Annotated in this window: 21 protein-coding genes; 7 read left to right on the forward strand and 14 right to left on the reverse strand. The window is 66.0% G+C overall.

Annotated elements, in window-relative coordinates; all coding sequences use genetic code 11:
- Positions 1–49: 49 nt before the first annotated feature.
- The 4 genes from Sa4125_RS22855 to ahcY form a co-directional block, all read right to left on the reverse strand.
- Positions 50–814, reverse strand: a complete 765-nt coding sequence (locus tag Sa4125_RS22855; protein ID WP_224002042.1) for a nucleotidyltransferase family protein — start codon at positions 812–814, stop codon at positions 50–52.
- The gene (tsaE, locus tag Sa4125_RS22860) at positions 814–2,340 is read right to left on the reverse strand and encodes a tRNA (adenosine(37)-N6)-threonylcarbamoyltransferase complex ATPase subunit type 1 TsaE (RefSeq protein ID WP_224002052.1); all 1,527 of its coding nucleotides are present in this window, start codon (positions 2,338–2,340) and stop codon (positions 814–816) included. The genes Sa4125_RS22855 and tsaE overlap by 1 nt, the downstream gene beginning before the upstream one ends.
- Positions 2,337–4,901 (reverse strand): PAS domain-containing sensor histidine kinase, encoded by a 2,565-nt coding sequence (locus tag Sa4125_RS22865; RefSeq protein WP_224002054.1) that lies wholly within the window; start codon positions 4,899–4,901, stop codon positions 2,337–2,339. The genes tsaE and Sa4125_RS22865 overlap by 4 nt, the downstream gene beginning before the upstream one ends.
- A gap of 192 nt (positions 4,902–5,093) precedes the next feature.
- Positions 5,094–6,494, reverse strand: coding sequence for an adenosylhomocysteinase (ahcY, locus tag Sa4125_RS22870; protein WP_224002056.1), 1,401 nt, complete (start codon positions 6,492–6,494; stop codon positions 5,094–5,096).
- Positions 6,495–6,702: 208 nt separating this feature from the next.
- Between ahcY and Sa4125_RS22875 the strand changes: the two genes are divergently transcribed.
- Complete coding sequence (locus tag Sa4125_RS22875; RefSeq protein WP_224002058.1) at positions 6,703–8,424, forward strand: SEL1-like repeat protein; 1,722 nt, start codon at positions 6,703–6,705, stop codon at positions 8,422–8,424.
- Positions 8,425–8,865: 441 nt separating this feature from the next.
- Here the strand turns inward: Sa4125_RS22875 and Sa4125_RS22880 are convergent, their stop codons facing one another.
- The 6 genes from Sa4125_RS22880 to Sa4125_RS22905 all read right to left on the reverse strand — a co-directional run bounded on the left by Sa4125_RS22880 (position 8,866) and on the right by Sa4125_RS22905 (position 13,814).
- The gene (locus Sa4125_RS22880) at positions 8,866–9,180 is read right to left on the reverse strand and encodes an HPr family phosphocarrier protein (protein ID WP_224002060.1); all 315 of its coding nucleotides are present in this window, start codon (positions 9,178–9,180) and stop codon (positions 8,866–8,868) included.
- Positions 9,181–9,182: 2 nt separating this feature from the next.
- Positions 9,183–9,584 (reverse strand): PTS sugar transporter subunit IIA, encoded by a 402-nt coding sequence (locus tag Sa4125_RS22885; protein WP_224002062.1) that lies wholly within the window; start codon positions 9,582–9,584, stop codon positions 9,183–9,185.
- Between the two features lie 441 nt (positions 9,585–10,025).
- Positions 10,026–10,496, reverse strand: a complete 471-nt coding sequence (locus Sa4125_RS22890) for an HPr kinase/phosphorylase (protein WP_224002064.1) — start codon at positions 10,494–10,496, stop codon at positions 10,026–10,028.
- The gene (locus Sa4125_RS22895) at positions 10,493–12,304 is read right to left on the reverse strand and encodes a sensor histidine kinase (RefSeq protein ID WP_224002066.1); all 1,812 of its coding nucleotides are present in this window, start codon (positions 12,302–12,304) and stop codon (positions 10,493–10,495) included. Before Sa4125_RS22895 ends, Sa4125_RS22890 begins: the two co-directional genes overlap by 4 nt.
- A 73-nt stretch (positions 12,305–12,377) precedes the next feature.
- Positions 12,378–13,076 carry a response regulator transcription factor gene (locus Sa4125_RS22900; protein WP_224002068.1) on the reverse strand — a complete coding sequence of 233 codons (699 nt, stop codon included), beginning with the start codon at positions 13,074–13,076 and terminating at the stop codon, positions 12,378–12,380.
- A gap of 258 nt (positions 13,077–13,334) precedes the next feature.
- Positions 13,335–13,814 (reverse strand): pyridoxamine 5'-phosphate oxidase family protein, encoded by a 480-nt coding sequence (locus Sa4125_RS22905; protein WP_224002070.1) that lies wholly within the window; start codon positions 13,812–13,814, stop codon positions 13,335–13,337.
- Positions 13,815–14,116: 302 nt separating this feature from the next.
- On the opposite strand from Sa4125_RS22905, the gene Sa4125_RS22910 reads away from it, so the two are divergent.
- The 6 genes from Sa4125_RS22910 (at position 14,117) to Sa4125_RS22935 (ending at position 18,756) form a co-directional block, all read left to right on the forward strand.
- The gene (locus Sa4125_RS22910; protein WP_224002072.1) at positions 14,117–15,727 is read left to right on the forward strand and encodes a phosphoenolpyruvate carboxykinase; all 1,611 of its coding nucleotides are present in this window, start codon (positions 14,117–14,119) and stop codon (positions 15,725–15,727) included.
- A gap of 243 nt (positions 15,728–15,970) precedes the next feature.
- A complete protein-coding gene (gene arfB, locus Sa4125_RS22915) occupies positions 15,971–16,408 on the forward strand; it encodes an alternative ribosome rescue aminoacyl-tRNA hydrolase ArfB (RefSeq protein WP_224002074.1) in 438 nt (145 codons plus the stop codon).
- 165 nt (positions 16,409–16,573) lie between these two features.
- The gene (locus tag Sa4125_RS22920) at positions 16,574–17,131 is read left to right on the forward strand and encodes a fasciclin domain-containing protein (protein ID WP_224002083.1); all 558 of its coding nucleotides are present in this window, start codon (positions 16,574–16,576) and stop codon (positions 17,129–17,131) included.
- A 170-nt stretch (positions 17,132–17,301) separates the two neighbouring features.
- Positions 17,302–17,802: a peptide-methionine (R)-S-oxide reductase MsrB gene (msrB, locus tag Sa4125_RS22925; RefSeq protein WP_224002085.1), complete on the forward strand. Its 501-nt coding sequence runs from the start codon at positions 17,302–17,304 to the stop codon at positions 17,800–17,802.
- 208 nt (positions 17,803–18,010) lie between these two features.
- Complete coding sequence (locus Sa4125_RS22930; RefSeq protein ID WP_224002087.1) at positions 18,011–18,448, forward strand: Hsp20 family protein; 438 nt, start codon at positions 18,011–18,013, stop codon at positions 18,446–18,448.
- Positions 18,449–18,486: 38 nt separating this feature from the next.
- Entirely contained in the window at positions 18,487–18,756 is a 270-nt protein-coding gene (locus Sa4125_RS22935) for a DUF1150 domain-containing protein (RefSeq protein ID WP_224008163.1), read from the forward strand.
- Positions 18,757–18,807: 51 nt separating this feature from the next.
- Here the strand turns inward: Sa4125_RS22935 and ptsN are convergent, their stop codons facing one another.
- The 4 genes from ptsN to lptB all read right to left on the reverse strand — a co-directional run bounded on the left by ptsN (position 18,808) and on the right by lptB (position 22,697).
- A complete protein-coding gene (gene ptsN, locus Sa4125_RS22940; RefSeq protein WP_224008166.1) occupies positions 18,808–19,269 on the reverse strand; it encodes a PTS IIA-like nitrogen regulatory protein PtsN in 462 nt (153 codons plus the stop codon).
- A gap of 157 nt (positions 19,270–19,426) precedes the next feature.
- Positions 19,427–20,014, reverse strand: a complete 588-nt coding sequence (raiA, locus tag Sa4125_RS22945) for a ribosome-associated translation inhibitor RaiA (RefSeq protein WP_224002089.1) — start codon at positions 20,012–20,014, stop codon at positions 19,427–19,429.
- A 295-nt stretch (positions 20,015–20,309) separates the two neighbouring features.
- The gene (rpoN, locus tag Sa4125_RS22950; RefSeq protein WP_224008169.1) at positions 20,310–21,815 is read right to left on the reverse strand and encodes an RNA polymerase factor sigma-54; all 1,506 of its coding nucleotides are present in this window, start codon (positions 21,813–21,815) and stop codon (positions 20,310–20,312) included.
- Between the two features lie 138 nt (positions 21,816–21,953).
- Positions 21,954–22,697, reverse strand: coding sequence for an LPS export ABC transporter ATP-binding protein (gene lptB / locus Sa4125_RS22955; RefSeq protein WP_224008172.1), 744 nt, complete (start codon positions 22,695–22,697; stop codon positions 21,954–21,956).
- Positions 22,698–22,714: the final 17 nt, after the last annotated feature.

The following is a 22,714-nucleotide window of genomic DNA, read 5'->3' on the forward strand; positions in this document are numbered from 1 at the left end:
GACGCCCGCGGGCCGCGATCCCCCGGAGTTGCGTCTCCGGGCGTCCGGTTCAGGCGGCGCTGGCGCTGGCGCTCGCCAGAAACGTCGCCTCGGCCTCGGCGATCGCGCCGGGGGTGCCGACTGTCAGCCACAGGCCGTCGAGCCTGGCGCCGAACAGCCGGTCGGCCTCGATGGCCAGGTCGAAGATGCGGTTCAGCGAGAATTTCTCCTCGGCCATGCCGGCAAAGAGCTCGGGCTTCAGGATCGCCGCCCCGGCATAGATGAAGGGCGACATGTCGCGCTCGCCGACCCGGGCAAGGCGGCCCTCGACGTCCATGGTGAAGTCGCCCTTGCCGTCGTAGCCGGTGGCCTGGCGCATGTCGGCGATGAGCAGCATGGCGTCCATCCGGGCGGGATCCCAGAGATCGGTCATGAGGTCGAGATTGTCGCGGTAGCCGTCGATCCAGAACGTGTCGGAATTGATCAGGAAGAAAGGCTCCGAACCCAGGAGCGGCAGGGCCTTGACGATGCCGCCGCCCGATTCGAGCAGCTTCTCGGTCTCGTCCGAGATGACGATCTCCGGTCCCTTGCGGCGGCGCAGATGCGCCCGCATCAGGTCGGGGAGATAGTGCACGTTGACGACGATCTTCTCGACGCCGTTGCGCGCGAGCGCCTCGAGCCCGTAATCGATCAGTGCCTTGCCGCGCACCGCGACGAGCGGTTTCGGGATGGTCGAGGTGATCGGGCGCATGCGCTTGCCGAGGCCCGCGGCCAGCACCATCGCGGTCTTCGGTCGGAACTTGTCACGTCGCGTCATCATGTCGGCCTCGAGCATCAGCGGGCTCCCGGCGCGTCGCCGATTAGGCCCCACCGGGAATACAGGGTCTTCAGCGCGGCCAGCGCGGGATGATCCAGCGTGCGCGCCAGGTAATCCTTAAGCCGGGGAATGTGACGCAGATATTGCGGCTTGCCGTCGCGTTCGTCGAGACGCACGAAGATTCCGAGGATCTTCGAGGCTCGCTGCGCCGCCATGATCGCGTAATCGCGCTCGAAAGCGTAGGCGTCGAAGCTGCCCTGAGCCCTGCGTGCGGCGGCATAGGCCGCCACAAGCCGCATTTCCAGCTCCGGCGCGACGTCGACGCGGGCATCCTGCGCGAGCGAGGCGAGGTCGTAGGCGGCAGGCCCGATCATCGCGTCCTGGAAGTCGACGAGGCCGATCCGGTCGAGGCCGGCGCGATCCTCGCGCCAGACGATGTTCGGCGAGTGCAGGTCGCGCAGGACGAGGCTCGTTTCGGCCTCGCGCAGGGTGTCGAAGAGATCGCCCCAGACGGCGACGTATTCAGACCGCTCGGCATCGGTCGCCTTCGCGCCGCGCATGCGCGGAAAATACCAGTCGAGGAGGAGGCCGACCTCGATCGCCATGGCGCGGCGGTCGAAGTCCGGCACGGCGTGGACGGTGTCGCCCGCGACCGGCAGGACCGCGTCCCAGCCCCTTGCATGGAGTTCCGCCAGCATCAGCGCGGCCGCCTCGTAGCGCTCGGGGATGGGGCGTCCGGCGGCATCGAGGACGGTGCCCTCGCCGAGATGCTCGATCAGGACGAAGCCCTGATCCAGATCGGCGGCAAACACCTCGGGCGCGGCAAAGCCTTCGGCTCGCAAGGCTCTGGCGACGGCAACGAACGGTGCGACGTCCTCGGCGATGTGGGCGATGCGGGCATAGGGCAGGCCGCCCTCAACCGGCAAGCCTTGCGTCTGTCTCGGCGCATCCATCAGAAGCGCCGGCGCGCCGCCGCGCAGGACGCTTTCGTAGCGCCGCGGCGAAGCGTCGCCGAAGAAGCGTCTGCGCTGGCAGACAGGCTGGGTATCGGCGTCGAGGAAGGCCCGGATCGCCAGCGTCCGCCGCAGCCGCGACAATGCCTGCGGCGTCCCGGAAATCTCGGCGCGACGGCCCTCGCCGTCGATCGACAGGCCCACGCGCAGGCTGGAGGCGAGAAAGACGGCGGGCGCCCGCTCCGGCCATTCGCAAAGGACGATGCCGGCCTCCGCCGCTTCGTCGAAGCCAAGCTCGTCGAGCTCCGATTCCTCGGACAGGCGGTAGAGGTCGAAATGCGCGATCGGCGGGGCGGTGTCGTAGGTCTGGACGAGCGTGTAGGTCGGGGAGGGCACGTCGAGTCCCGGCGCGTTTGCATGCGCCTGGATCATCGCGCGGGCGAGCGTCGACTTGCCGGCACCGAGATCGCCGGAGAGCGCGACGACGTCGCCCTGCCGCAGCAACAGAACCATGTCCTCGCCGAGCTGGCGCGTCGCGTCGTCGTCGGCAAGGTGCAGGACCAGAGGCGCCGCCAGCGCGTTCTCGCTCACTCCGCGGCCTCGCCGAGTGTCCGGTCGCCGGCGGGGAAGCGGCAGATCACCGTCGTGCCGCCGCCCTTGGAGGAGTCGATGGCGATCGAGCCCTTGTGCAGGTCGAGAAAGCTTTTCACGATCGACAGGCCGAGGCCCGCACCCGAATTGCGGCCGCCGACAGGATCGGACTCGAAGCGCTCGAAGACCCGGGCGATCTGGTCGGGCGCGATGCCCGGTCCCTCGTCGTGGACGAGGAAGGCGACCTCGCCCCTCTTTCGTACCGCCTTGACGGCAATGGTCGAACCGGCCGGGGCGAAATTGGCGGCGTTGGACAGGAGGTTGAAGAGGATCTGCGTCACCCGGTGCTCGTCCGCGCGAAAGCTCTCGCCGGCTTCGGAGACATCGATGTCGATGCCGATGTCGTTTTCCTTCAGCCGGTCGCGAACCGCCTCGGCCGCCTTGTTCACGGTCTCGGCGATGTCGACGTCGGACATTTCGAGATCCATCGTACCGGCATCGATCGAGGCGAGATCGAGAATGTCGTTGACGATGGTCATCAGCGAGGAGGTCGAGATCGAGATGTAGTCGAGATATTCGCTCTGGCGTTCCGTCAGCGGGCCGGTCTCCGTCGAGCGCAGCAGCGCGGAGAAGCCGATGATGTTCGTCAGGGGCGAGCGCAGCTCGTAGTTCACGTGCTTGACGAAGTCGGTCTTGATCCGGTCGGCGACTTCCAGCGCCTCGTTGCGCTCGCGCAGCATCAGTTCGGCCCGGCGCGCGTCGGAAATGTCGGAGAAGGTCAACATGCTCTGCCCGTTCGGCAGCGGCACGATGCCGTAGCTCGCGATGCGTCCGTCGGCGAGGGCGAACTCGCCCGAGGTCGCTTCGCGGGCGCCCTCGTCGAAGGCCGTGACAGCCTGGCAGAAGAACGGCCAGTCGACAGGGGGGCGATCGTCCTCCGGCGGGCTGATCGATACCGCGACCGTCCTGCCGAGCGTATTGACATGCGGCTTGGCGGCGAGGAATTCCTCCGAAAGCCCCCACATCTCGCCGAAGGCGGGGTTCGACAGGCGCAGACGGCCGTCCTGGCCGAACACCGCGACAGCCTCGCTGAGATAGTCCAGCGTCTCGCCCTGCAGCTGCACGAGCGCTTTCAGACGGCTCTCCAGTTCCAGCTTCTCGGTCAGATCCTCGAACACCCAGGTCGCCCCGCCCTGCGGCGCCGGGCTGACGAAAATGCGCAAGGTCCTGCCATCGGCGAGGTGCCACATGAGTTCCGTCGGCTCGGTGGCGCGATAGGCGGCGATGATCTCGTGCTTGAGGTCGCGCAGCGAGCGGTCCTCGGGCAGCGTGCCGCGCGAGCGCAACTGGTCCATCATCGCGACATGATCGGGCGAGGAGTCGAGATAGGCGCTGGTCAGGCTGAACAGCCGCTGGAACGCGGCGTTGTAGTAGTTGAGCTGGGTCTTCTCGTCGAAGCGCGCGACGGCCGTCGTCAGATGGTCCAGCGTCTCCGAATGGCTCTTCACCGTCTGGCTGAGTTCCTGCCGTACGGCCTCGGCTTCCGAGACGTCGACCGCAAGGCCCGCCGAACCGAGGGGACCGGCGGCATCGATGACGCTGAAGCTGCGGCGGTCGGCGTCGACGACGGTCGTCAGCCTGTCGACGAACACGCGCTTGGTTTCGAGCGCAAGCGCGATCGCCGTTCGGTCCTGCTGGCCGAGAAACTCGAGTTGCCGTGCGACGGCGTCGGCGACCCCATTGCCGTCGACGGCGGCCGCATAGGCCCGGTTGACCCAGACCAGCCGGCCCGCGCGGTCGCGCAGCCAGACCGGCATCGTGAGCGCGTCGCAGAGGCTCTGCAAGGTCTCGACGGTCTCGAGCAGGCTGGCATGCTCGCGCTTCAGGCGTGTCAGCTCCTCGCGCAGGCCCGACAGCGGCGAGAAGCGCACCGTGGCCAGCGCGCCGACGGTGCGCCCGGCCACTTCGATCGGCTGGCCGTCGAGATGATCGATGGTCAGGGCGAAGCCTTCCGCGTGGGTCTTCAGGCGGTCGATCAATCCCTCGAGGCGCGCCGCCGCCGGACGGGGCAACCATTCGTTGAAGTCGAGGAAACGGCGCGGGTCGGCCGGCGCGCCGGTCGCGGAAGGCAGGGTTCCCAGGATGTCGACGACGCGCTCGCCGGAATAGACGACGACCTGATGGTCGTCACCCGACAGAAGGGCGCCGCGCTTTTCCGCCTCGAAGCGACTTTCGGCCAGTTCCGCCCGCAGCTGTTCGTTCTCTTCCTCGGTGCGGGCGCGCTGCTGGATCAGCCAGACCACCGCCAGCATGGCAACGCCGACCACGAGCGCGAACAGTGCGAGATAGAGGATGTCGTCTGCCGGGATGTCGATCCCAAGATGCTGCTCGATCGATTGAGCTCGCGCCGGACCTGCCGGCAGAGCCAGAATGGCCGAACTGATCGAGCCGCAGACCCATCGTCGCCAGGCGGGACCGGATGCGCGTCGAAGGGCCCAAGGCCCGTGCCGGCCGGATCTTTCGATCCGGTCCGCCCGCCATGTCTGCATCATCGAAGGCATGCCCCCGTCCTTCGTTGCGACTGATCCCCGCCGCGCCTGTCCGCACCGGCTGACGGGGATGATTCGGCCAACTTAACCGCTCCGCAAATCGCGGCAAAGCACAGCCATGCACCTGCGGGACAAAAAGAAAAGCCGCCGGGAGGTTGCTCCCCGGCGGCTTGTCTGAATCGGATGCCGAAAGCAGCGTTGAGCTCAGTAGCGGTATTGTTCCGACTTGTAGGGACCCTGGGTCGACACGCCGATATAGTCGGCCTGGTCTTCGCTGAGCACGGTCAGCTTGGCGCCGAGCTTGGCGAGATGCAGGCGCGCGACCTTCTCGTCGAGATGCTTGGGCAGGACATAGACTTCCTTGCCGTACTTCTCGCCCTTGGTGAAGAGCTCGATCTGCGCCAGCGTCTGGTTGGTGAAGGAGGCCGACATCACGAAGGACGGATGGCCCGTGGCGTTGCCGAGGTTGAGCAGCCGGCCTTCCGACAGGAGCAGGATGCGCTTGCCGTCGGGGAAGTGGATCATGTCCACCTGCGGCTTGATGTTCGTCCACTTCATGTTGCGCAGCGAGAGCACTTCGATCTCGTTGTCGAAATGGCCGATATTGCCGAGGATCACCATGTCCTTCATCAGGCGCATGGTGTCGATCGTCACCACGTCCTTGTTGCCGGTGGTGGTGATGATGATGTCGGCGGTGGGCGCCGCGTCCTCGAGCGTGACGACCTCGAAGCCGTCCATCGCGGCCTGCAGGGCGCAGATCGGGTCGACTTCCGTGACCTTGACGCGGGCGCCGGCGCCGAGCAGCGAGGCGGCCGAACCCTTGCCGACGTCGCCATAGCCGCAGACGACCGCGACCTTGCCGGCCATCATGACGTCGGTGGCGCGGCGGATGCCGTCGACGAGGCTTTCCTTGCAGCCGTACTTGTTGTCGAACTTCGACTTGGTGACGCTGTCGTTGACGTTGATCGCGGGGAAGGGCAGGAGGCCCTTCTTCTGCAGCTGGTACAGGCGGTTGACGCCGGTGGTCGTCTCTTCGGTGACGCCCTTGATGGCGTCGCGCTGCTTGGTGAAGAAGCCGGGGGTGGCGGCCATCCGCTTCTTGATCTGGGCGACGAAGATCTCTTCTTCCTCATTGCCGGGGTTCGACAGAACGTCTTCGCCGGCTTCGGCGCGGGCGCCGGTAAGGATGTACATCGTGGCGTCGCCGCCATCGTCGAGGATCATGTTGGAGGGCTCGCCGTCCGTCCACTGGAAGATCCGGTCGGTGTAGTCCCAGTATTCCGTCAGGCTCTCGCCCTTCACGGCAAAGACGGGGGTGCCGGTCGCGGCGATCGCGGCGGCGGCATGGTCCTGGGTCGAGAAGATGTTGCACGAGGCCCAGCGGACCTTGGCGCCGAGTTCCTGCAGGGTCTCGATCAGCACGGCGGTCTGGATCGTCATGTGCAGCGAGCCGGTGATGCGCGCGCCGGCGAGCGGCTTGTCGGTGCCGAATTCCTCGCGGCAGGCCATCAGGCCGGGCATCTCGGTCTCGGCGATGTCCATTTCCTTCCGGCCCCAGTCGGCGAGCTCGGGATCCTTGATGACGAAGTCCTGTGCGAATGCCATGGGGGCGTCCTCTGTGCGGAAAGGGAAGGTATAAGGGAAAATTCGAGCGCAGCCCTTGCGGGTCCTGCGGCTGACGATCCTCTACCAGCCGGGGGACATCGACACAAGCGGATATAAGCATTTCTTTATATGACATCCCCTCGCCATAGGCTTTCGCCGCTCCTCGGAGTTCGGCTATCGTCGGCAGATCACACTCCGGGAGAACCCCATGTTCCGCTCGTCTCACCGCACCGCTCGACGCGTCGCTCTATCGGGCTGCTGCGCGGCAGCTCTCCTCCTGTCGCAGGCGCCGGCCGGTGCGCAGGACGCCGGGATGGAGGCGCTGACCTCGATGGCGCCGCTCGCAAGCTTTGCCGGTTCGCCGAGTCTCAGCGTATCGGAGTGGGTCCTGCCCTATGCGCCCGTGATCTTCGACATCGTCGTGACCTTTGCGCGCAGCGTCGCGGTGATCACCTACGAGGCGCGCCACTACGATGCCGTCACGCGTGACTTCGTCGTCCAAGGCCTGACGATCGGCCGCGCCGGCGTCGACGTCGCCATCGACCGGATCCGCATCAATGCTCGGACGCAGCTCTACGAAGGCATCGCCATCGATACCCGCGCCATCCCGATGGAGGCCGAGGCGCGCGCGACACTGAAGAAGCTCGATTCCGAGATCATCCGCGGCGACGTCGTGTCCTCGGTGCGTGCCGACGTCGCCTCGGCAACCTACGACATCGACGTCAAGGCGAGCTTCGAGAACATCGGCGCCCTCGGCCTTGCCGCCAAGGTCGAGGGGTTTCACGTGCTGGTGCCGCTGGACGAGGTCACCGCCGAACTCGACCTGCCGCCGACGACCGACGGCGCGATGCCGCCGGAGCCCGCGCCGGGCAGCGACGCGCCTGTCATCGTCGGCAAGCTCGCCAGCGCGACGCTCACCTATGACGATGCCGGCCTCACCGCTGTCGGATTTCAGATCGCCGCCGATGCGCAGCAGCTGACCACGGGCCAGTTGCAGGGGGTGATGGCCACCATGCTCGTGCCGATAATGTCCAGCCTGTTTCAGGAGATGCCGGGCGGCGCCAGCCCGGAACTGATGGAGCGGGCCGTCGGCTGGTCCGGCGCCTTGCAGGCCTATCTCGCCAAGCCCGAGCACATCGAGATCAGCTTTTCGCCGGCGGAGCCCTTCGACCTCTCCCAGTTGAAGCCGGGCGTCCAGCTCGACGAGGCGATGATCCTGGCGCTCAACCCCGACGTCTCGGCCGAGGCAAGCGAGATCACCGCGCTGATCGATCCGACCTCGGGCGCGGCCATTGGCGCCGATGACCTGTCGCTGGCGGAGCGGCTGGTCGAGGGCGTCGGCATTCCGCAGGACGTCAGGCGCGGCGTGACGCTGGCGCTGTCCGACATCGCCGCCGGCAAGCCGGAGGCCTCGGCCATCGTCGTGCGCGCCATCGTGCTCGACCCCGATTCCGCCGTGACCGACGACACGGCCGCCTCCTCCTACGTGCTGCTGCTTCTGGCCAAGGCGCGCGGCGAGGCGGTGCCCGACGCGACGCTCGGCATCGTCCGTGCCCGGTTGACGCCGGATCAGGTGGCGGCCCAGGAAAAACTGGCGCTGGCGCAGTGGCTGCAGACCGACGGCGCGGACCAGCAGGACCGCGAGAGCGCGGCGATCGACGCCCGGGACTGGAGCGCGATGCGCGACCTTGCCTTCGATTATTACGAGGGCGCCGGCGTGCCGCGCAATGTCACCCGCGCCTACACCTTCGCCAGCCTCGCCGCGGCGGGCGGCGACCGGATCGCCACGACCCTGCGCGACGACCTCCTGAAAGGTCTGCGCGACAAGCGCCTCGCCTTTTCCCCCGACGTCGCGCGGACCGATGCCGACGCGATCTGGCAGGGCATCGTCACCGCAGCCGGAGAGCCTGCGACGCCGGACGCCCAGTAGGCGGGCTGCCGGAGCGCGGTGCGCAGCCCTCCGCCATGGTGCGGCGCCAAGTTCCGTTTTGCGCCGCACCCACCTTGGAACACGCCGGCCGCGACCCTGTCAGAATAGTCATTCTCGGGCTCGTCCCGAGAACCCAGGCCCACACGCTTCAACTGCCGAACCGGCCCAGATTGTGGCTTGCCGTCGTCGGATTGCGACGCATCGACATGGGTCATCGGGACAAGCCCGATGACGACCGCCGCCAAGTGGGAGCGCCACGTCCGGATTCAGAGCGCGGAACGCGCACTCCCGGCATTCGATTTTTCCACTAGAGCATGATCCCGAAAGGTGGCTTCCGGCTTTCGGAAAGAGATCATGCGGAAACAAAGGACTAAAGCGGGACGGCGATTCGAAGAAAACGCATCCCGCTTTAGGCCGCAACGCTCCAGGCGCCAGAGGGGATCAGGCCTCTTCGCCGAACTTGTCCGCGACGAGCCCGGCAATGGCGTCGAGTGCCCTGCCGGCGTCGGGGCCGGTGGCGGAGACCTCGATGGTCGAGCCGAGTCCCGCGGCGAGCATCATGAGGCCCATGATCGATTGCCCGCCGACGCTGAGCCCGTCTCGGCTGACGGTGAGTTCGGCCTCGAAGGTTTCGGCGAGCTGGACGAACTTGGCCGACGCCCGCGCATGCAGGCCGCGCTTGTTGACGATCGGCAGATGCCGCATCAGCGGCTCCTCCGCCTCCATGCCCGGTCCTCCCGGCAACCCGATGTTCATCGTCACTTCCCGCTGAGAATCCGGCTGGCGACGTTGATGTACTTGCGCCCCGCCTCCTGCGCGCACACCAGGGCCTCGGTGATGTTGCGATCCTGCCGGACACTGGCGAGCTTGATCAGCATCGGAAGGTTCATGCCGGCCAGAACATCGACATTGCTACCGTCCATCACCGAGATCGCCAGGTTCGACGGCGTTCCACCGAACATGTCGGTGACGATGATGACGCCTTCGCCGCGGTCGGCAAGGGCGACGGCCGCCACGATGTCGTTACGCCGCTGTTCCATGTCGTCCTCGGGGCCGATCGAGATCGTCTCGAAGGCCTCCTGCGGCCCGACGACATGCTCGACGGCCAGCCGGAATTCACGCGCGAGCTGTCCATGGGTGACGAGCACGAGACCGATCATGCGCAAACGACTCCGATCGCCGACCGACGTCCCGCAGGCCGCATACCCGCAGACCGCAGACCCACAGCCCGCGGGCCGCAAGCCCCGAATCTCGACGGGGAGCCCAGCTGCCGGATACGGCAGATCCGCGGACCGACGTGCAGGATCAGTCTCGCGCGCATTGCGCCGTCGCCAAAGGAATAAACGTCAATCGATGAGCTCCGGTCTCTTTCCGACGGCTTTTTGCGCAAGACGCGCCGGCCTCCCGGCTCTGGCATCTCGCTGAGGATCGACCGAGGTCGATCCCAGTCGATAGGCTGTGGGATCATGCACCAGGAGGCGCCCATCTCGCAATGCTGCATGGCAAACTCGGTAAAGACCGGGCGCAACTGTGGCTGAAATGCGGCGCAGGTCTCAGCCAGCAGCGCCGGCGCCAAGGGACGATTGGGGACGGTCGCCGACCTACACGTCGATGAGGCCGAGATCGGCAGGGCCGAGGCGGGCCAGGCTGACGAGGACATCGGCGGCGAACCCCGCCTGCCGGGCCGGCAGGACGATTAGACGCAGGTCGATGCCGGCGATCCTGGTCGTCAGCATGCCCGGAAGGCGATGGAGCGCCTCGGGCTCGCAGAGGTCGACGACGAGGTCGAGCGCGACCCGGTCGATTGACGCCTCCTGCAGGATGCCGACGCCGGAGATTTCGATCAGCCCCCGGATCGGCGCCGGCGCGACCGCCTCGACCCGGTCGCCGTTGACCTCGACGAAGACTTGGTCGTCGGCCACGAGCGCCGCGGCAAGGCCCAGCATCTCGGCACGGCGCAAGGTCGACAGCGCGAGCGCCGACTTGCCGCTGCGCGATGGACCCCGGATGAGGACGCCCATGCCGCCGAGCGCGATCGCGGTCCCGTGCAGGTTGGCGGGGGGAAGGCTCATTCGCCGGGCAGACTGACGGTGAAGCGGGCGCCGCGGAATGTCCGGGGATCGCGGGCGTCGATGATGTTCTCGGCCTCCAGGGTGCCGCCATGTGCCTCGACGATCTGGCGGGAGATCGACAGGCCGAGGCCTGAGTTCTGGCCGAAGGCTTCGGCGGAGGGACGGTCGGTGTAGAAGCGCTCGAAGATGCGCTCGATCTTCTCCGCCTGGATGCCCGGACCGTTGTCCTCGATGGCGACGACGATCGCCTTGCCCTCGCGCCTGATCGAGACGACGATCCGGCCGCCCTCCATCGCGACGAAGGAGCGGGCATTGTCGATGAGATTGGTGAAGACCTGGCTGAGGCGCAGGTCGTGTCCGGCGACAAAATAGGTCCGGCCCGCCGGCAGCGGCTCGACCTTCAGCATGATCACCGTATCCCAGCCCTCCTTTCGGTGGGCGCGCGCGCCGTCGACGACCGATCCGATCAGCGCCGCGACGTCGACGCGTCCCGTGCCTTCGCGGGCCAGTTCCGCATCGAGCCGCGAGGCGTTTGAAATGTCGGTGATCAACCGGTCGAGGCGGCGCACGTCGTGCTCGATCACGGCCAGAAGCCGCTGCTTGGAATTCTCGTTGCGGGCGAGCGGCAGCGTCTCGACGGCAGAGCGCAGCGAGGTCAGCGGGTTCTTCAATTCGTGGCTCACATCGGCGGCGAAGCTCTCGATCGCGTCCATGCGCTTGTAGAGGGCGTGGGTCATCTCCCGGAGCGCGGTCGCCAGATTGCCGACCTCGTCGGCGCGGTCGCCGAAATCGGGGATCTCCTCGCGCCACTTCACCCCGCGCTTTACGCGCAGGGCTGCCGCCGACAGGCGCCTCAGCGGCGTCGCGATGGTCGAGGCGAGGAGGATCGACAGGACGACGGTGACGAGAGCGGCGACGGCGAAGACGCGCACGATCGCCATGCGCTCGGCCTGAACGATCTTGTCGATGTCGCCGCCCTGCGTCGACAAGAGGAGAACACCCAGCACCGCCCGAAAACGCTGGATCGGCACCGCCACCGAAACGATCAGTTCACCCTTGTCGGTGACGCGCACGACGGTCGCGGGACCGCCGGTCAGCGCGTTCATCACCTCCGGATAGATCGTGCCGGTTCCACCCGGGCTTTCGGCGTAGACGGGCAAGTCGGCGCGCTGGAAGAGCCACTGCACCCAGGTGACGACGCGCTCGACGATTTCCGGCTCGTCGTCGGTGATCTGCGGCAGGTCGTAACGCAGGATCTGGCCGCGCGAATAGAGATGGCGCGAGTCGAGAATGAGGTTGGCGTCGCGGTCGTAGAGTCGGGCCCGCGTGCGGGTGGGGGAGATCAGCCGGCGCAGAAGCGGCGCCACGCGCTCGGGATTGATCGGGAAGTCGAGACTGTCGGCCGAATCGAGGCCCGGCTGCAAAGTCTGTCCGGCCTGGAGTTCCAGCAGTTTTTCCGGGTCGAGCGTGATCGAATCGGTCTCGACCGTCGCCGAGGAGGCGATGGCGCTGGCGATGATCTCGCCCTGCGTCAACAGGCTTTCGACGCGGGCGTCGGTCAGGCCGGCGCGGAACTGGTTGAGGTAGAGGATGCCCGAGACCTGGACGATCAGCGCCACGAGATTGAGAAAGACGATGCGGCGGGTGAGGGAGGAGAAGATCGAATGGCCGAGCACCCAGCGCGCCCGGTGCAGCGCACGCCTGACCAGCGGAAGCCGGCGCAGCCGCGAGCGCGCCGCCGCTTCGCGTCGCCGTCGGCGCGCGGCGGCCGGGTCGGTCCCGCTTTCGCCTTCGGCGTTCGCCACCATGTGTCAGGTCCATGCAAAATCGTGCGGCGCGAGTGCGCGGCGCCGGCGGAATGCCCCGAGGGATACTGCGCCGTCAGATCTCGCGGAAGCGATATCCGACGCCGTAGAGCGTCTCGATCATGTCGAAATCGTCGTCGATCGCCTTGAATTTCTTGCGCAGGCGCTTGATGTGGCTGTCGATGGTGCGGTCGTCGACATAGACCTGCTCGTCATAGGCCGCATCCATCAACGCGTCGCGGCTCTTGACGACGCCAGGGCGCTGCGCCAGCGAGTGGAGGATCAGGAATTCGGTGACCGTCAGGGTCACCGGCTGTTCCATCCAGGTGCAGGTGTGGCGCTCCTGATCCATCACCAGCTGTCCGCGTTCCAGCGAAGATTCCGGCGTCGGGCCGGTCTTGGCGGCGTCCCGCGCCGCGCCGCGCCGGAGGATCGCCCTGACGCGCTCGACCAGAAGCCGCTGCGAGAACGGTTTGCGGATGTAGTCGTCGGCGCCCATCTTCAGGCCGAAGAGCTCGTCGATCTCTTCGTCCTTGGAGGTGAGGAAGATGACCGGAAGGTCGGACTTCTGGCGCAGTCGCCTCAACAGCTCCATGCCGTCCATGCGGGGCATCTTGATGTCGAAGATGGCAAGGTTCGGCGGCCGGGACTGAAGGCCTTCGAGGGCGGATGCCCCGTCGGTATAGGTTTCGACCCGATAGCCCTCGTTCTCCAGCGCGATCGATACCGACGTCAGGATGTTTCTGTCATCATCCACCAGCGCAATTGTCGGCATCGTGTCATTCTCCTTGTCAGGTTCGGGCGGGCCGCAGGATCCGCCCCGGCAGAGGGCGCCGCCCTGCCGAGCCGGCTGCCCCTTTGCGGGAATGGCGCGGCTTGGTCCGGATATGCGCCCGGGCATATCTGTGTAGTCGCGACATCAATCAGCATTAAATGTGGCAAATCGCAGCAAAAACCAGTCCGCCACGTGACTCTCCCTCCAACCCGGCGGCCCCGATTCCAAATAGAGGCACGCGATCAGGGGAATGCTTCCCTAAAGGTCGACCTTCTGATGGGTCGTCGTATCGGGACGATCCTTGTCGCCGATATAGGCCTTGGCGAATTCCCAGGCTTGTTCGATCCTGCTCGCCTTGACGTTCCAGAGCTCGGCCTCGTCCGGATTGACCACCAGCACGACGACGCTCGGATCGTCCTTGCCCTGCGGCAGCCAGGCTTCGGCCGCCGAGTCCCAGATCTGGGCGACCAGCGCCCGGTCGCCGGATATCCGGGCGCGACCGGACAGCGAGACGTATTTTCCATGCTTGGCAAAGGTCATGGCGACCTCGTTGTCGGCCTCGATCTCGTCGACCTTGTGCGACTGGCTTTCGGTCAGGAAGAGGATCTCGCGCCGCTCGGAAGAGACCCTCGGCGCCATCGGCCGGGCGCGCATCCGTCCGCCATTGCGCGTCACCACCATGCAGGTGTCGAAATCGTCGATCAGTGCCCAGAAGGCATCCGTCTTGCGGTCGGTCATCCCGTATCCCCTCATTCTAGCGGCAAATGCCGTTGTCCTTGAAAGAGGGGAATGCTCGAGCGCGGGAAAGGTGCCTCTGTTTCCCCTCGCATCTGCAGGGGACGAGACGGCCATTCCCTAATATGCCAACACAGTGCACGAATTATCAAACCGATTAGATGGTCGGTGAAAAGCTTTAAATCGATTAATACACTGATTAGGCTTATTAATTCTTGGTTTCTGCTTGATGATCATGCCGCGCCGCAGTATTTAGCGGCACGGTCGGCGCTGCGCCCGACGCGCGGCAATGGAGAATTGGCGGCATGGACGAGATCGGGTTGCGCAATCGCACCAAGGGCATCGAGACGACCGGGCTGGAAAATCTCGGCTCGCTGCGCTGGAACCTCAACGAGGTCGATCTGGTCGAGACCGCCATTCGTCGCGGCGAGGGCCGATTTACCGCGCACGGCGCCTTGGTCGTCACGACCGGTCAGCACACCGGCCGTTCGGCCAAGGACAAGTTCGTCGTCCGCGACGAGCATACCGATCCGGCGGTCTGGTGGGACAACAACAAGCCGATGACGCCTGACGCGTTCGAGCGGCTTTACGACGACTTCAAGGCGCATGCCGCCGGCCGCGACCTGTTCGTGCAGGATCTCGTCGGTGGTGCCGATCCCGAAAACGCCATCGCGACGCGCGTCGTCACCGAATACGCTTGGCACGCGCTGTTCATCCGCCATCTCCTGATCCGCCCCGACCGCCAGGCGCTGATCGATTTCGATCCGGCGCTGACGATCATCGACCTGCCGTCATTCCGGGCCGATCCCGAGCGCTACGGCGGTCGGTCGGAGACCATCATCGCCTGCGACCTGACGCGCAAGATCATCCTGATCGGCGGCACCTCCTACGGCGGGGAGATGAAGAAGTCGGTCTTCACCGTTCTCAACTACCTTCTTCCCGAGAAGAACGTCATGCCGATGCATTGCTCGGCCAATGTCGGCCCCGACGGCGATGCGGCGGTGTTCTTCGGCCTGTCGGGCACGGGCAAGACGACGCTGTCGGCCGATCCCAAGCGCACCCTCGTCGGTGACGACGAGCATGGCTGGGGCCGTGACGGCATCTTCAACTTCGAGGGCGGCTGCTACGCCAAGACGATCAAGCTTTCGGCCGAGGCGGAGCCCGAGATCTTCGCCACGACGAGGATGTTCTCGACCGTTCTCGAGAACGTCGTTCTCGACAGCGACCGCGTGCCGGACTTCGACGACAAGTCGCTGACCGAGAACACCCGCGCCGCCTATCCGCTCAACTTCATCCCCAATGCGAGCCCCACCGGCCGCGCCGGGCATCCCCGCAACATCATCATGCTGACGGCCGACGCCTTCGGCGTGCTGCCGCCGATCGCCAAGCTGACCCCGGCCGAGGCCATGTACCACTTCCTCTCCGGATACACCGCGAAGGTCGCGGGCACGGAAAAGGGCGTGACCGAGCCGGAAGCGACCTTCTCGACCTGTTTTGGCGCGCCCTTCATGCCGCGGCACCCCTCGGTCTACGGCAATCTCCTGCGCGATCTCATCGCCGAGCATGACGTCGACTGCTGGCTGGTGAACACCGGCTGGACCGGCGGCGCCTATGGCACGGGCAGCCGCATGCCGATCAAGGCGACGCGTGCGCTGCTGTCGGCAGCCCTCGACGGCTCGCTGAAGGATGCCGAGTTCCGCACCGACCCGTCCTTCGGCTTCCAGGTGCCGGTGGCGGTCGAGGGCGTCGATGCCGCGATCCTCGATCCGCGGTCGACCTGGGCCGATCCCTCCGCCTACGACCGGCAGGCGGTACGTCTGGTCGAAATGTTCCGCGCCAATTTCGGCAAGTTCGAAGCCCATGTCGATGCCGACGTGATGGACGCCTCGCCGATTTCCGCCATGGCCGCCGAGTAACGGCCCACGCTGCTCTGGGAGGGGCAAGGCCCGCGAGCGTCGTCCTTCGGGACGCCTCGCGGGCCTTTTCGTTTCAGGGGACGGTATCGTGCTTCGGCGTGCCTTTGCGCGCTTCCTCCGCAGTTTCCGGCCGGGTCCCGCCACTCTGCCCCGACCCTGTCCGTCCGGCATTGTCATTGCCGTCCGGGCGGGGCACATGATCGCCACGGCGTCTTTCCCGAAGCCGCGAGGGAGGCTGACGACATGAGCGAGGAGGACGAGGGACTGCGGATCAATCCCCGCCTCCTGATCCCCGGCAGCGACTTCGAGGAAAGCTTCATCCGCGCCAGTGGCCCCGGCGGTCAGAACGTCAACAAGGTCTCGTCGGCGGTCCAGCTGCGTTTCAACGCGCGGGGGTCGCGCGCGCTTGCCGACGATGTCGCCGTGCGCCTGATGCGGCTTGCCGGCAGCCGGACGACGAAGGCCGGCGAGATCCTGATCGAGGCATCGCGTTTTCGCACCCAGGAGCGCAACCGCGAGGACGCGCGTGAGCGCCTCGCCGACCTTATCCGCCAGGCGCTCGTGCCGCCGCCGCCGCCGCGCAAGAAAACGCGGCCGTCGAAGGGGTCCGTCGAGCGCCGTCTGACCACGAAGCGGGTCCGGGCCGACGTGAAGAAAGGGCGGGGGCGGGTCGACGACTGAGCCATGGGGTGGGCCCTTGCGGCCGCTCTGGTTCAGCGCGATGGCTGCTCCCAAGGATATCAATCATCTGTGACCGATCGACCTGCAGCTATTTGCGATCGCCTCCGTATCTTCGGTACCTTTCGATTGTGAAAGGCATCCCTTTCTTCTGAAAAGGAACGCCCAATGATCACGACCATCCGTTCGCTGGCGATTGCCTCCATCCTCGCTGCAGGAACCCTGGCCGCCACGGCCGCCGAACCCGTCACCGTCGGCGGTGCGCCGATGTTTGCCGACAAGACCATCGCCGAGAACGCGCCGAACGCGTCCAACCTCACGACGCTGGTTGCCGCCGTGAAGGCTGCCGGCCTCGTCGAGACGCTCGGCACCGCCGGTCCCTTCACCGTCTTCGCGCCCGACAACGACGCCTTCGCCAAGCTCCCCGCCGGCACCGTCGACGAGCTGGTGAAGCCGGAGAACAAGGAGAAGCTGACCAAGATCCTGACCTATCATGTGGTCCCGGCCAAGGCGACGTCGGAAGCCGCGATCCAGATGGTCAAGGACGACGGCGGCAAGCACATGGTCAAGACCGTCCAGGGCGAGGAACTGACGCTCGCCTTGGCGGGCGACAAGCTGACCGTGACCGATGCGGCCGGCAATGTCGCGACCGTGACGCAGGCTGACGTGATGCAGTCGAATGGCGTCGTCCACGTCATCGACACCGTTCTCATGCCGAAGATGTAATCGAGACGGGTGGCGGCTCGGCACCAGGAGCCGGCCGCCACCCTTTCCACCGCCTTTGCAAGTTTTCGTGCTTTCGCTCGTGGCACGGCCGGTCGATCTGGCGTCGGCGTCCCGGATCATGAGATAGTGGTCGAACCCGCCGAACCTCCCGCCGAACCTGGAGAACGTCCATGCGCCGCAGACAGTTTCTCTTCACCAGCATGCTGACGGCAGCGTCCGCGGGCCTCGCCGGGCTGTTCTTCAGCCATTCCGCCCGCAGCGCCGGCGGCAGCTTTCCCGTGACGCGGAGCGACGAGGAATGGCGCAAGATCCTGACGCCTGACCAGTTCTCCGTCCTGCGACAGGAAGGGACCGAAAGGCCCTTCTCCAGCCAGTTGAACGACAACAAGAAGAGCGGGCTCTATCACTGCGCCGGCTGCGACACCGCGCTGTACTCCTCGGCGGCGAAGTTCGACTCGGGAACGGGATGGCCGAGCTTCACATCGGCCCTGGCCGGGGCGACGGCGACGACGACCGACTACAAGCTGATCTATCCGCGCGTCGAGGAACATTGCGCGACCTGCGGCGGTCATCTCGGCCACGTCTTCGATGACGGCCCCCCGCCGACCGGTAAGCGTCATTGCATCAATGGCGTCGTCCTGACCTTCCGGGAAGGCGACGTCGCCTCCTGACAGGGCTTTGGGGAACAGGTCGTGGCCGCTCCTCATGATTTGTTTACCGGACAGGCGGAGCATCGGTGATGCGCCGCCTGTTTTGCTTGAAGGGAGCTCCGCCGCAATATTGAACTCGGCTCATCGTAGCGCCATATGCAAGCCCACAGCGGGAGATGCCTAACCTCAGGGTCTTCCATAAAAGTCGCTTTTAACAAGGACTTGCCGCATGAGTCGCATGACGCCTTTTTCCAGTCCGCTTTTGCTTGGCTTCGACAGCGTGGAGCGGACTTTGGAGCGGATCGGCAAGGGTGGTGAGGGCTACCCGCCCTACAACATCGAGCGCTTGCGCGAGGAGCCGACCGGCGAGGAGGCGGGAGCGAATTTTCTGCGCATCACGCTCGCTGTGGCGGGGTTCAGCCCCAGTGAGCTGGAGGTTACGACGGAAGAGAACCAGCTGACGATCAGGGGCCGGCAAGCCGACGACAAGGACCGCGACTATCTCCATCGCGGCATTGCTGCCCGGCAGTTCCAGAAGACCTTTCTGTTCGCCGACGGCATGCGGATTGTCGGCGCCCGGCTCGGAAACGGCCTCTTGATGATCGATCTCGCCCGGCCCGAGCCAGAGCGCATCGTCAAGCGCATCGAAATCGTCGTCGCAGACTGACCGCCAGGACGCATCTTCTTCCCGTGCATCACGCTTTCATCAGGAGACAGACCATGACGAATTCATTGCGCACCGTTGTCGCCGCGAGCGATCTGGCCGCTATCGGCGAGGGGCATGTGGCCTATCTCCGTCGCATGTCCTCGGACGACATCAGGGCGAAATTCCCGGCCGCCAAGGAGATCCAGCCGGGTATCGACCTCTGGGCCCTGTTCTCTGCCGACGGCACGCCCCTCGCCGTCTCCGACGACCGCGGGAGCATCCTTGCCAGCGCCTCGCAGAACGAGCTGACGACCGTCAGCCTCCACTGATCCCTACGCCGGTCCGGGCGCCCGCCGCCTGGACCGCACCCGTCCGGTCGATCAGCCGACGATCGGCTTCGTTTCGGTCATGATGGAATAGATCGTCTCGGCGTCCCGCGCCCCGCGAAGGCGGTTCACCGTATCGCTGTTGCGCAGCATCCTTGCGATCTTCGAAAGCGCCTTCAGGTGATCGGCGCCAGCATCCTCCGGTGCGAGCAGCAGGAAGACGAGGTCGACCGGCTGGTCGTCCAAGGCATCGAATTCGATGGGATGGTACAGCCGGCCGAAGACGCCGACGAGGCTCGTCAGGTTTTCGATCTTTCCATGCGGAATGGCGATGCCGTTGCCGACGCCGGTGGAACCCAGGCGCTCGCGCTGCATGACCCTGTCGAGGATCTCGCGCTCCGGCAGGCCCGTCCTCCTGGCTGCCAACTCGGCCAGCTCCTGCAGCACCTGTTTCTTGGAGTTCGCCTTCAGGGCAGGCAGGATCGAATCCGGACCGATGAGGCTGCCCAGATCCATGCTGCTGTTCTTCAGGGTCTGGCTGGATGTCATGAAGTCGGAAATCCGTGTCCTGGCCGGCCTGCCGATGATGGGCCGGAAAAGGCGAGCGGCGCGTTGATCGCGGGATGGGAGAAGGGAACGCCCGTTGTGTCAGGCATTCCCCCCGTTCCCATGGTCAGGCTTCGGGCTTGTAGGACGATGGGTCGACCCAGCCGAAATTGCCGTCGGCACGGCGGTAGACGATGTTCACCTCGCCATTGCCGGCATTGCGGAAGACGACGACCGGGCTGTCGCGACGGTCGAGCTCCATGACGGCACTCGCGACGGTCATGACGCCCACCTTCAGCGAGGTCTCGGCCACGATGGCCGGCGCGTAGTCCTCCGGCATCTCGTCGACCTCGTCCGACTCGGGCGACGGCGCGGCCATGACGGTATAGGCGACGTCGCGCTGCTGGCCGTTGCCATTGGCATAGTGGTCCTTCAGCCGCCGCTTGTAGCGCCGCAGCCGCTTGTCGATGCGCTCGGCGGCGTCGGCGAAAGAGGCTTCCGGGTCGTGTGCCATGCCGGCGGCCTGGAAGATGACGCCGGTATCCAGATGCAGCGTGCAATCGGTCTCGAACCGCGGTCCCTCCTTGGAGACGACCACCGTGCCGCTGAAGTTTCCGTCGTAATATTTCCCCACCGACTGACCGAGACGATCCTCGATCCGCGTACGGAATGCCTCGCCGACATCCATGTGTCTGCCCGAAACCCGAACACCCATATGACTTAAGCTCCCTCGGACAAGCGACCCGCGTGATTCCCGCAAGTCAGTCCTTTGCTTGATACACCCGTCGGCACGTCCTGGCCGAAAAATCGCCGCGCCGTTCGTCGCGCGATCTCTCCGGCGTTCGTCGCGGACCCGCAGCTTCCGGGTGTGTGGGCTTCTAAAAACGAACGACGCTCCTGTCAACGCGAAGCCCCCCCTCGCGTATCCCGAGAGGGGCAAGCCGAGCGGTCGTCGAGGAAAATTGTTTTGGCTGCACCGGCCGCCCGCTTCGCTTGGCGGCAGGGGACCTTCAGCAGGCAACCATGCGGGCCTTCATCTCGCGGCGCCGCTGGATGGAGGAGCGGATGCCGAGCCCTTCGCGGTACTTGGCGACGGTCCGCCGCGCGAGGTCGACGCCTTCGCGCTTCAGCCGTTCGGCGATGTCGTCGTCGGAAAGGACGGAACCGGCGCTTTCGCTGTCGACCATGGACCGGATCCGGTGCTTCACGGTCTCGGCCGAATGCGCCTCCCCGCCGTGGCTGGAGGCGATCGCGACCGTGAAGAAGAATTTCAGCTCGAACGTGCCGCGGGGCGTGGCGATGTATTTGTTGGCGGTGACGCGGCTGATGGTCGATTCGTGCATCCCGACCGCTTCCGCCACCATCATCAGCGTTAGAGGGCGGAGCGCGTTGATGCCGTGGTTGAGGAAGCCGTCCTGGTGCTTCACGATTTCGGTGGCGACCTTGAGGATCGTGCGCGCCCGCTGGTCAAGGGAACGCACCAGCCAGTTGGCGGAGGCATGGCAGTCCGAGATGAAGGCCTGTTCCTGCTTGTCGAGCCGCCCTGTGGCGATGCGGCTGACATAGTCGGATTCGACCAGCACGCGCGGCAGCGCGTCCGGATTGAGCTCGATACGCCAGCCGCCGCCGGGCGCCGCCTCGACGGTGACGTCCGGCACGACCACGTCGGCGACGGCCGAGCCATAGTCCTGACCCGGCTTCGGGTCGAGCCGGCGGATTTCCGCCAGAATGTCCATGAGGCCGCTTTCGTCCTCACCGGTCAGGCGCCTGAGGGCCTGGAAGTCACGTCGGGCGAGGAGATCGAGGTTGTCGAGGACGATCTGCATCACCGGGTCGAGCCGGTTGCGCCGGCGCAGCTGGATGGCGAGACAGTCGGCCAGGTCGAAGGCAAAGAGCCCGGCAGGTTCGGCCTCGGCCTTGAGGCGAGCGAGGATGGCTATGAGGCGCTCCGGCGCGATGCCGATTTCGGCGGCGACGGTCCCGATGTCGATGCGGAGATAGCCCCCCTCGTCGAGCTGCTCGACAAGGGCCTCGGCGATCTTGCGATCGAGCGGATCGGCGATGGCCTGGCGGATCTCGGCAAGGGCATGCGCAAACAGGGACGGCTTGCCCTCGGCGAGCGCCTCGATGAAGGATTCGCCCTCCTGACCACCGCCCCCAAGCGAACGCAATGCCGGCAGCGTCGGGCGCTCCTCGTGGGCAGGCGCGGGTGCGGCCTGCGGACCGAAGCCGCCGTCGAAACCGTCGTCGAAGCCGGCGATCTCGGCGCGTTCCCCGGCAAGGTCGAACGCGGAATCATCCAGATCCGGCACCAGCGCCGGTGCTTCATGTTCGGCGCGGGACTCTCCCTCGCGCGGCTCCGCGACGGAAATGAGGGGGTTCTTCTCCATCTCGGTCTCGATGAAGGTCTGAAGTTCGAGATGCGAGAACTGCAGCAGCCGGATCGACTGCAGAAGCTGCGGCGTCATGACCAGCGATTGGCTCTGGCGCATCTGGAGCTTGGCGGAAAGCATGATGGCGAACGACCCGATCCCGAAAAGGATGTCCGGCTAAAAACACGGCCGGCTTCCTTCCATCAAAGCTGGTGCGCAACTTGCTTGTCAATGCGCCTGTCGCCGATCTGCCCAATTTTCCGGCAGTGGGATAGCGATGCCTCAGAAGGTGAACTGGTCGCCGAGATAGAACCGGCGGACGTCCACATGGTCGACGATTTCCTGCGGATTGCCGTGGGTCAGCACGCTGCCGGCATGCATGATGTAGGCCCGGTCGATCAGCCCGAGTGTCTCGCGGACATTGTGGTCGGTGATCAAAACGCCGATGCCGCGCTGCGTGAGATGGCGAACCAGGCCCTGGATATCGGCGACCGCGATGGGATCGATGCCGGCAAAAGGCTCGTCGAGAAGCATGAAGGTCGGCCGCGAGGCAAGCGCCCGGGCAATTTCGCAACGCCGCCGTTCGCCGCCGGAAAGGGCCGTCGCCGGCGACTTCCGCAGATGCTCGATATGGAATTCCTCGAGCAGTGCGGTCAGCTGGTCCTCGCGTGCGCGCTTGTCGTTCTCGACGACTTCGAGCACCGCCCGGATGTTCTCCTCGACGGTCAGGCCGCGGAAGATCGAGGCTTCCTGCGGCAGGTAGCCGATGCCGAGGCGCGCCCGGCGATACATCGGGATCTGCGTGATGTCGTGGCCGTCGAGTTCGATGCGACCGCCGTCGACCGGGACGAGCCCGGTGATCATGTAGAAGCAGGTGGTCTTGCCGGCGCCGTTCGGACCGAGCAGCCCGACGGCTTCGCCGCGCCGGACATGCACGTCAACGCTGTCGACGACCCGCCGACCGCGATAGGCCTTGGTGATGCCCCGGGCGACAAGCGTGCCCTCTTTGGAGGCGGCCGGGTCCATTGCGCCGGAGGCAGGCC

The organism is Aureimonas sp. SA4125 (assembly GCF_019973775.1).
In the GTDB taxonomy this organism is placed as follows: domain Bacteria; phylum Pseudomonadota; class Alphaproteobacteria; order Rhizobiales; family Rhizobiaceae; genus Plantimonas.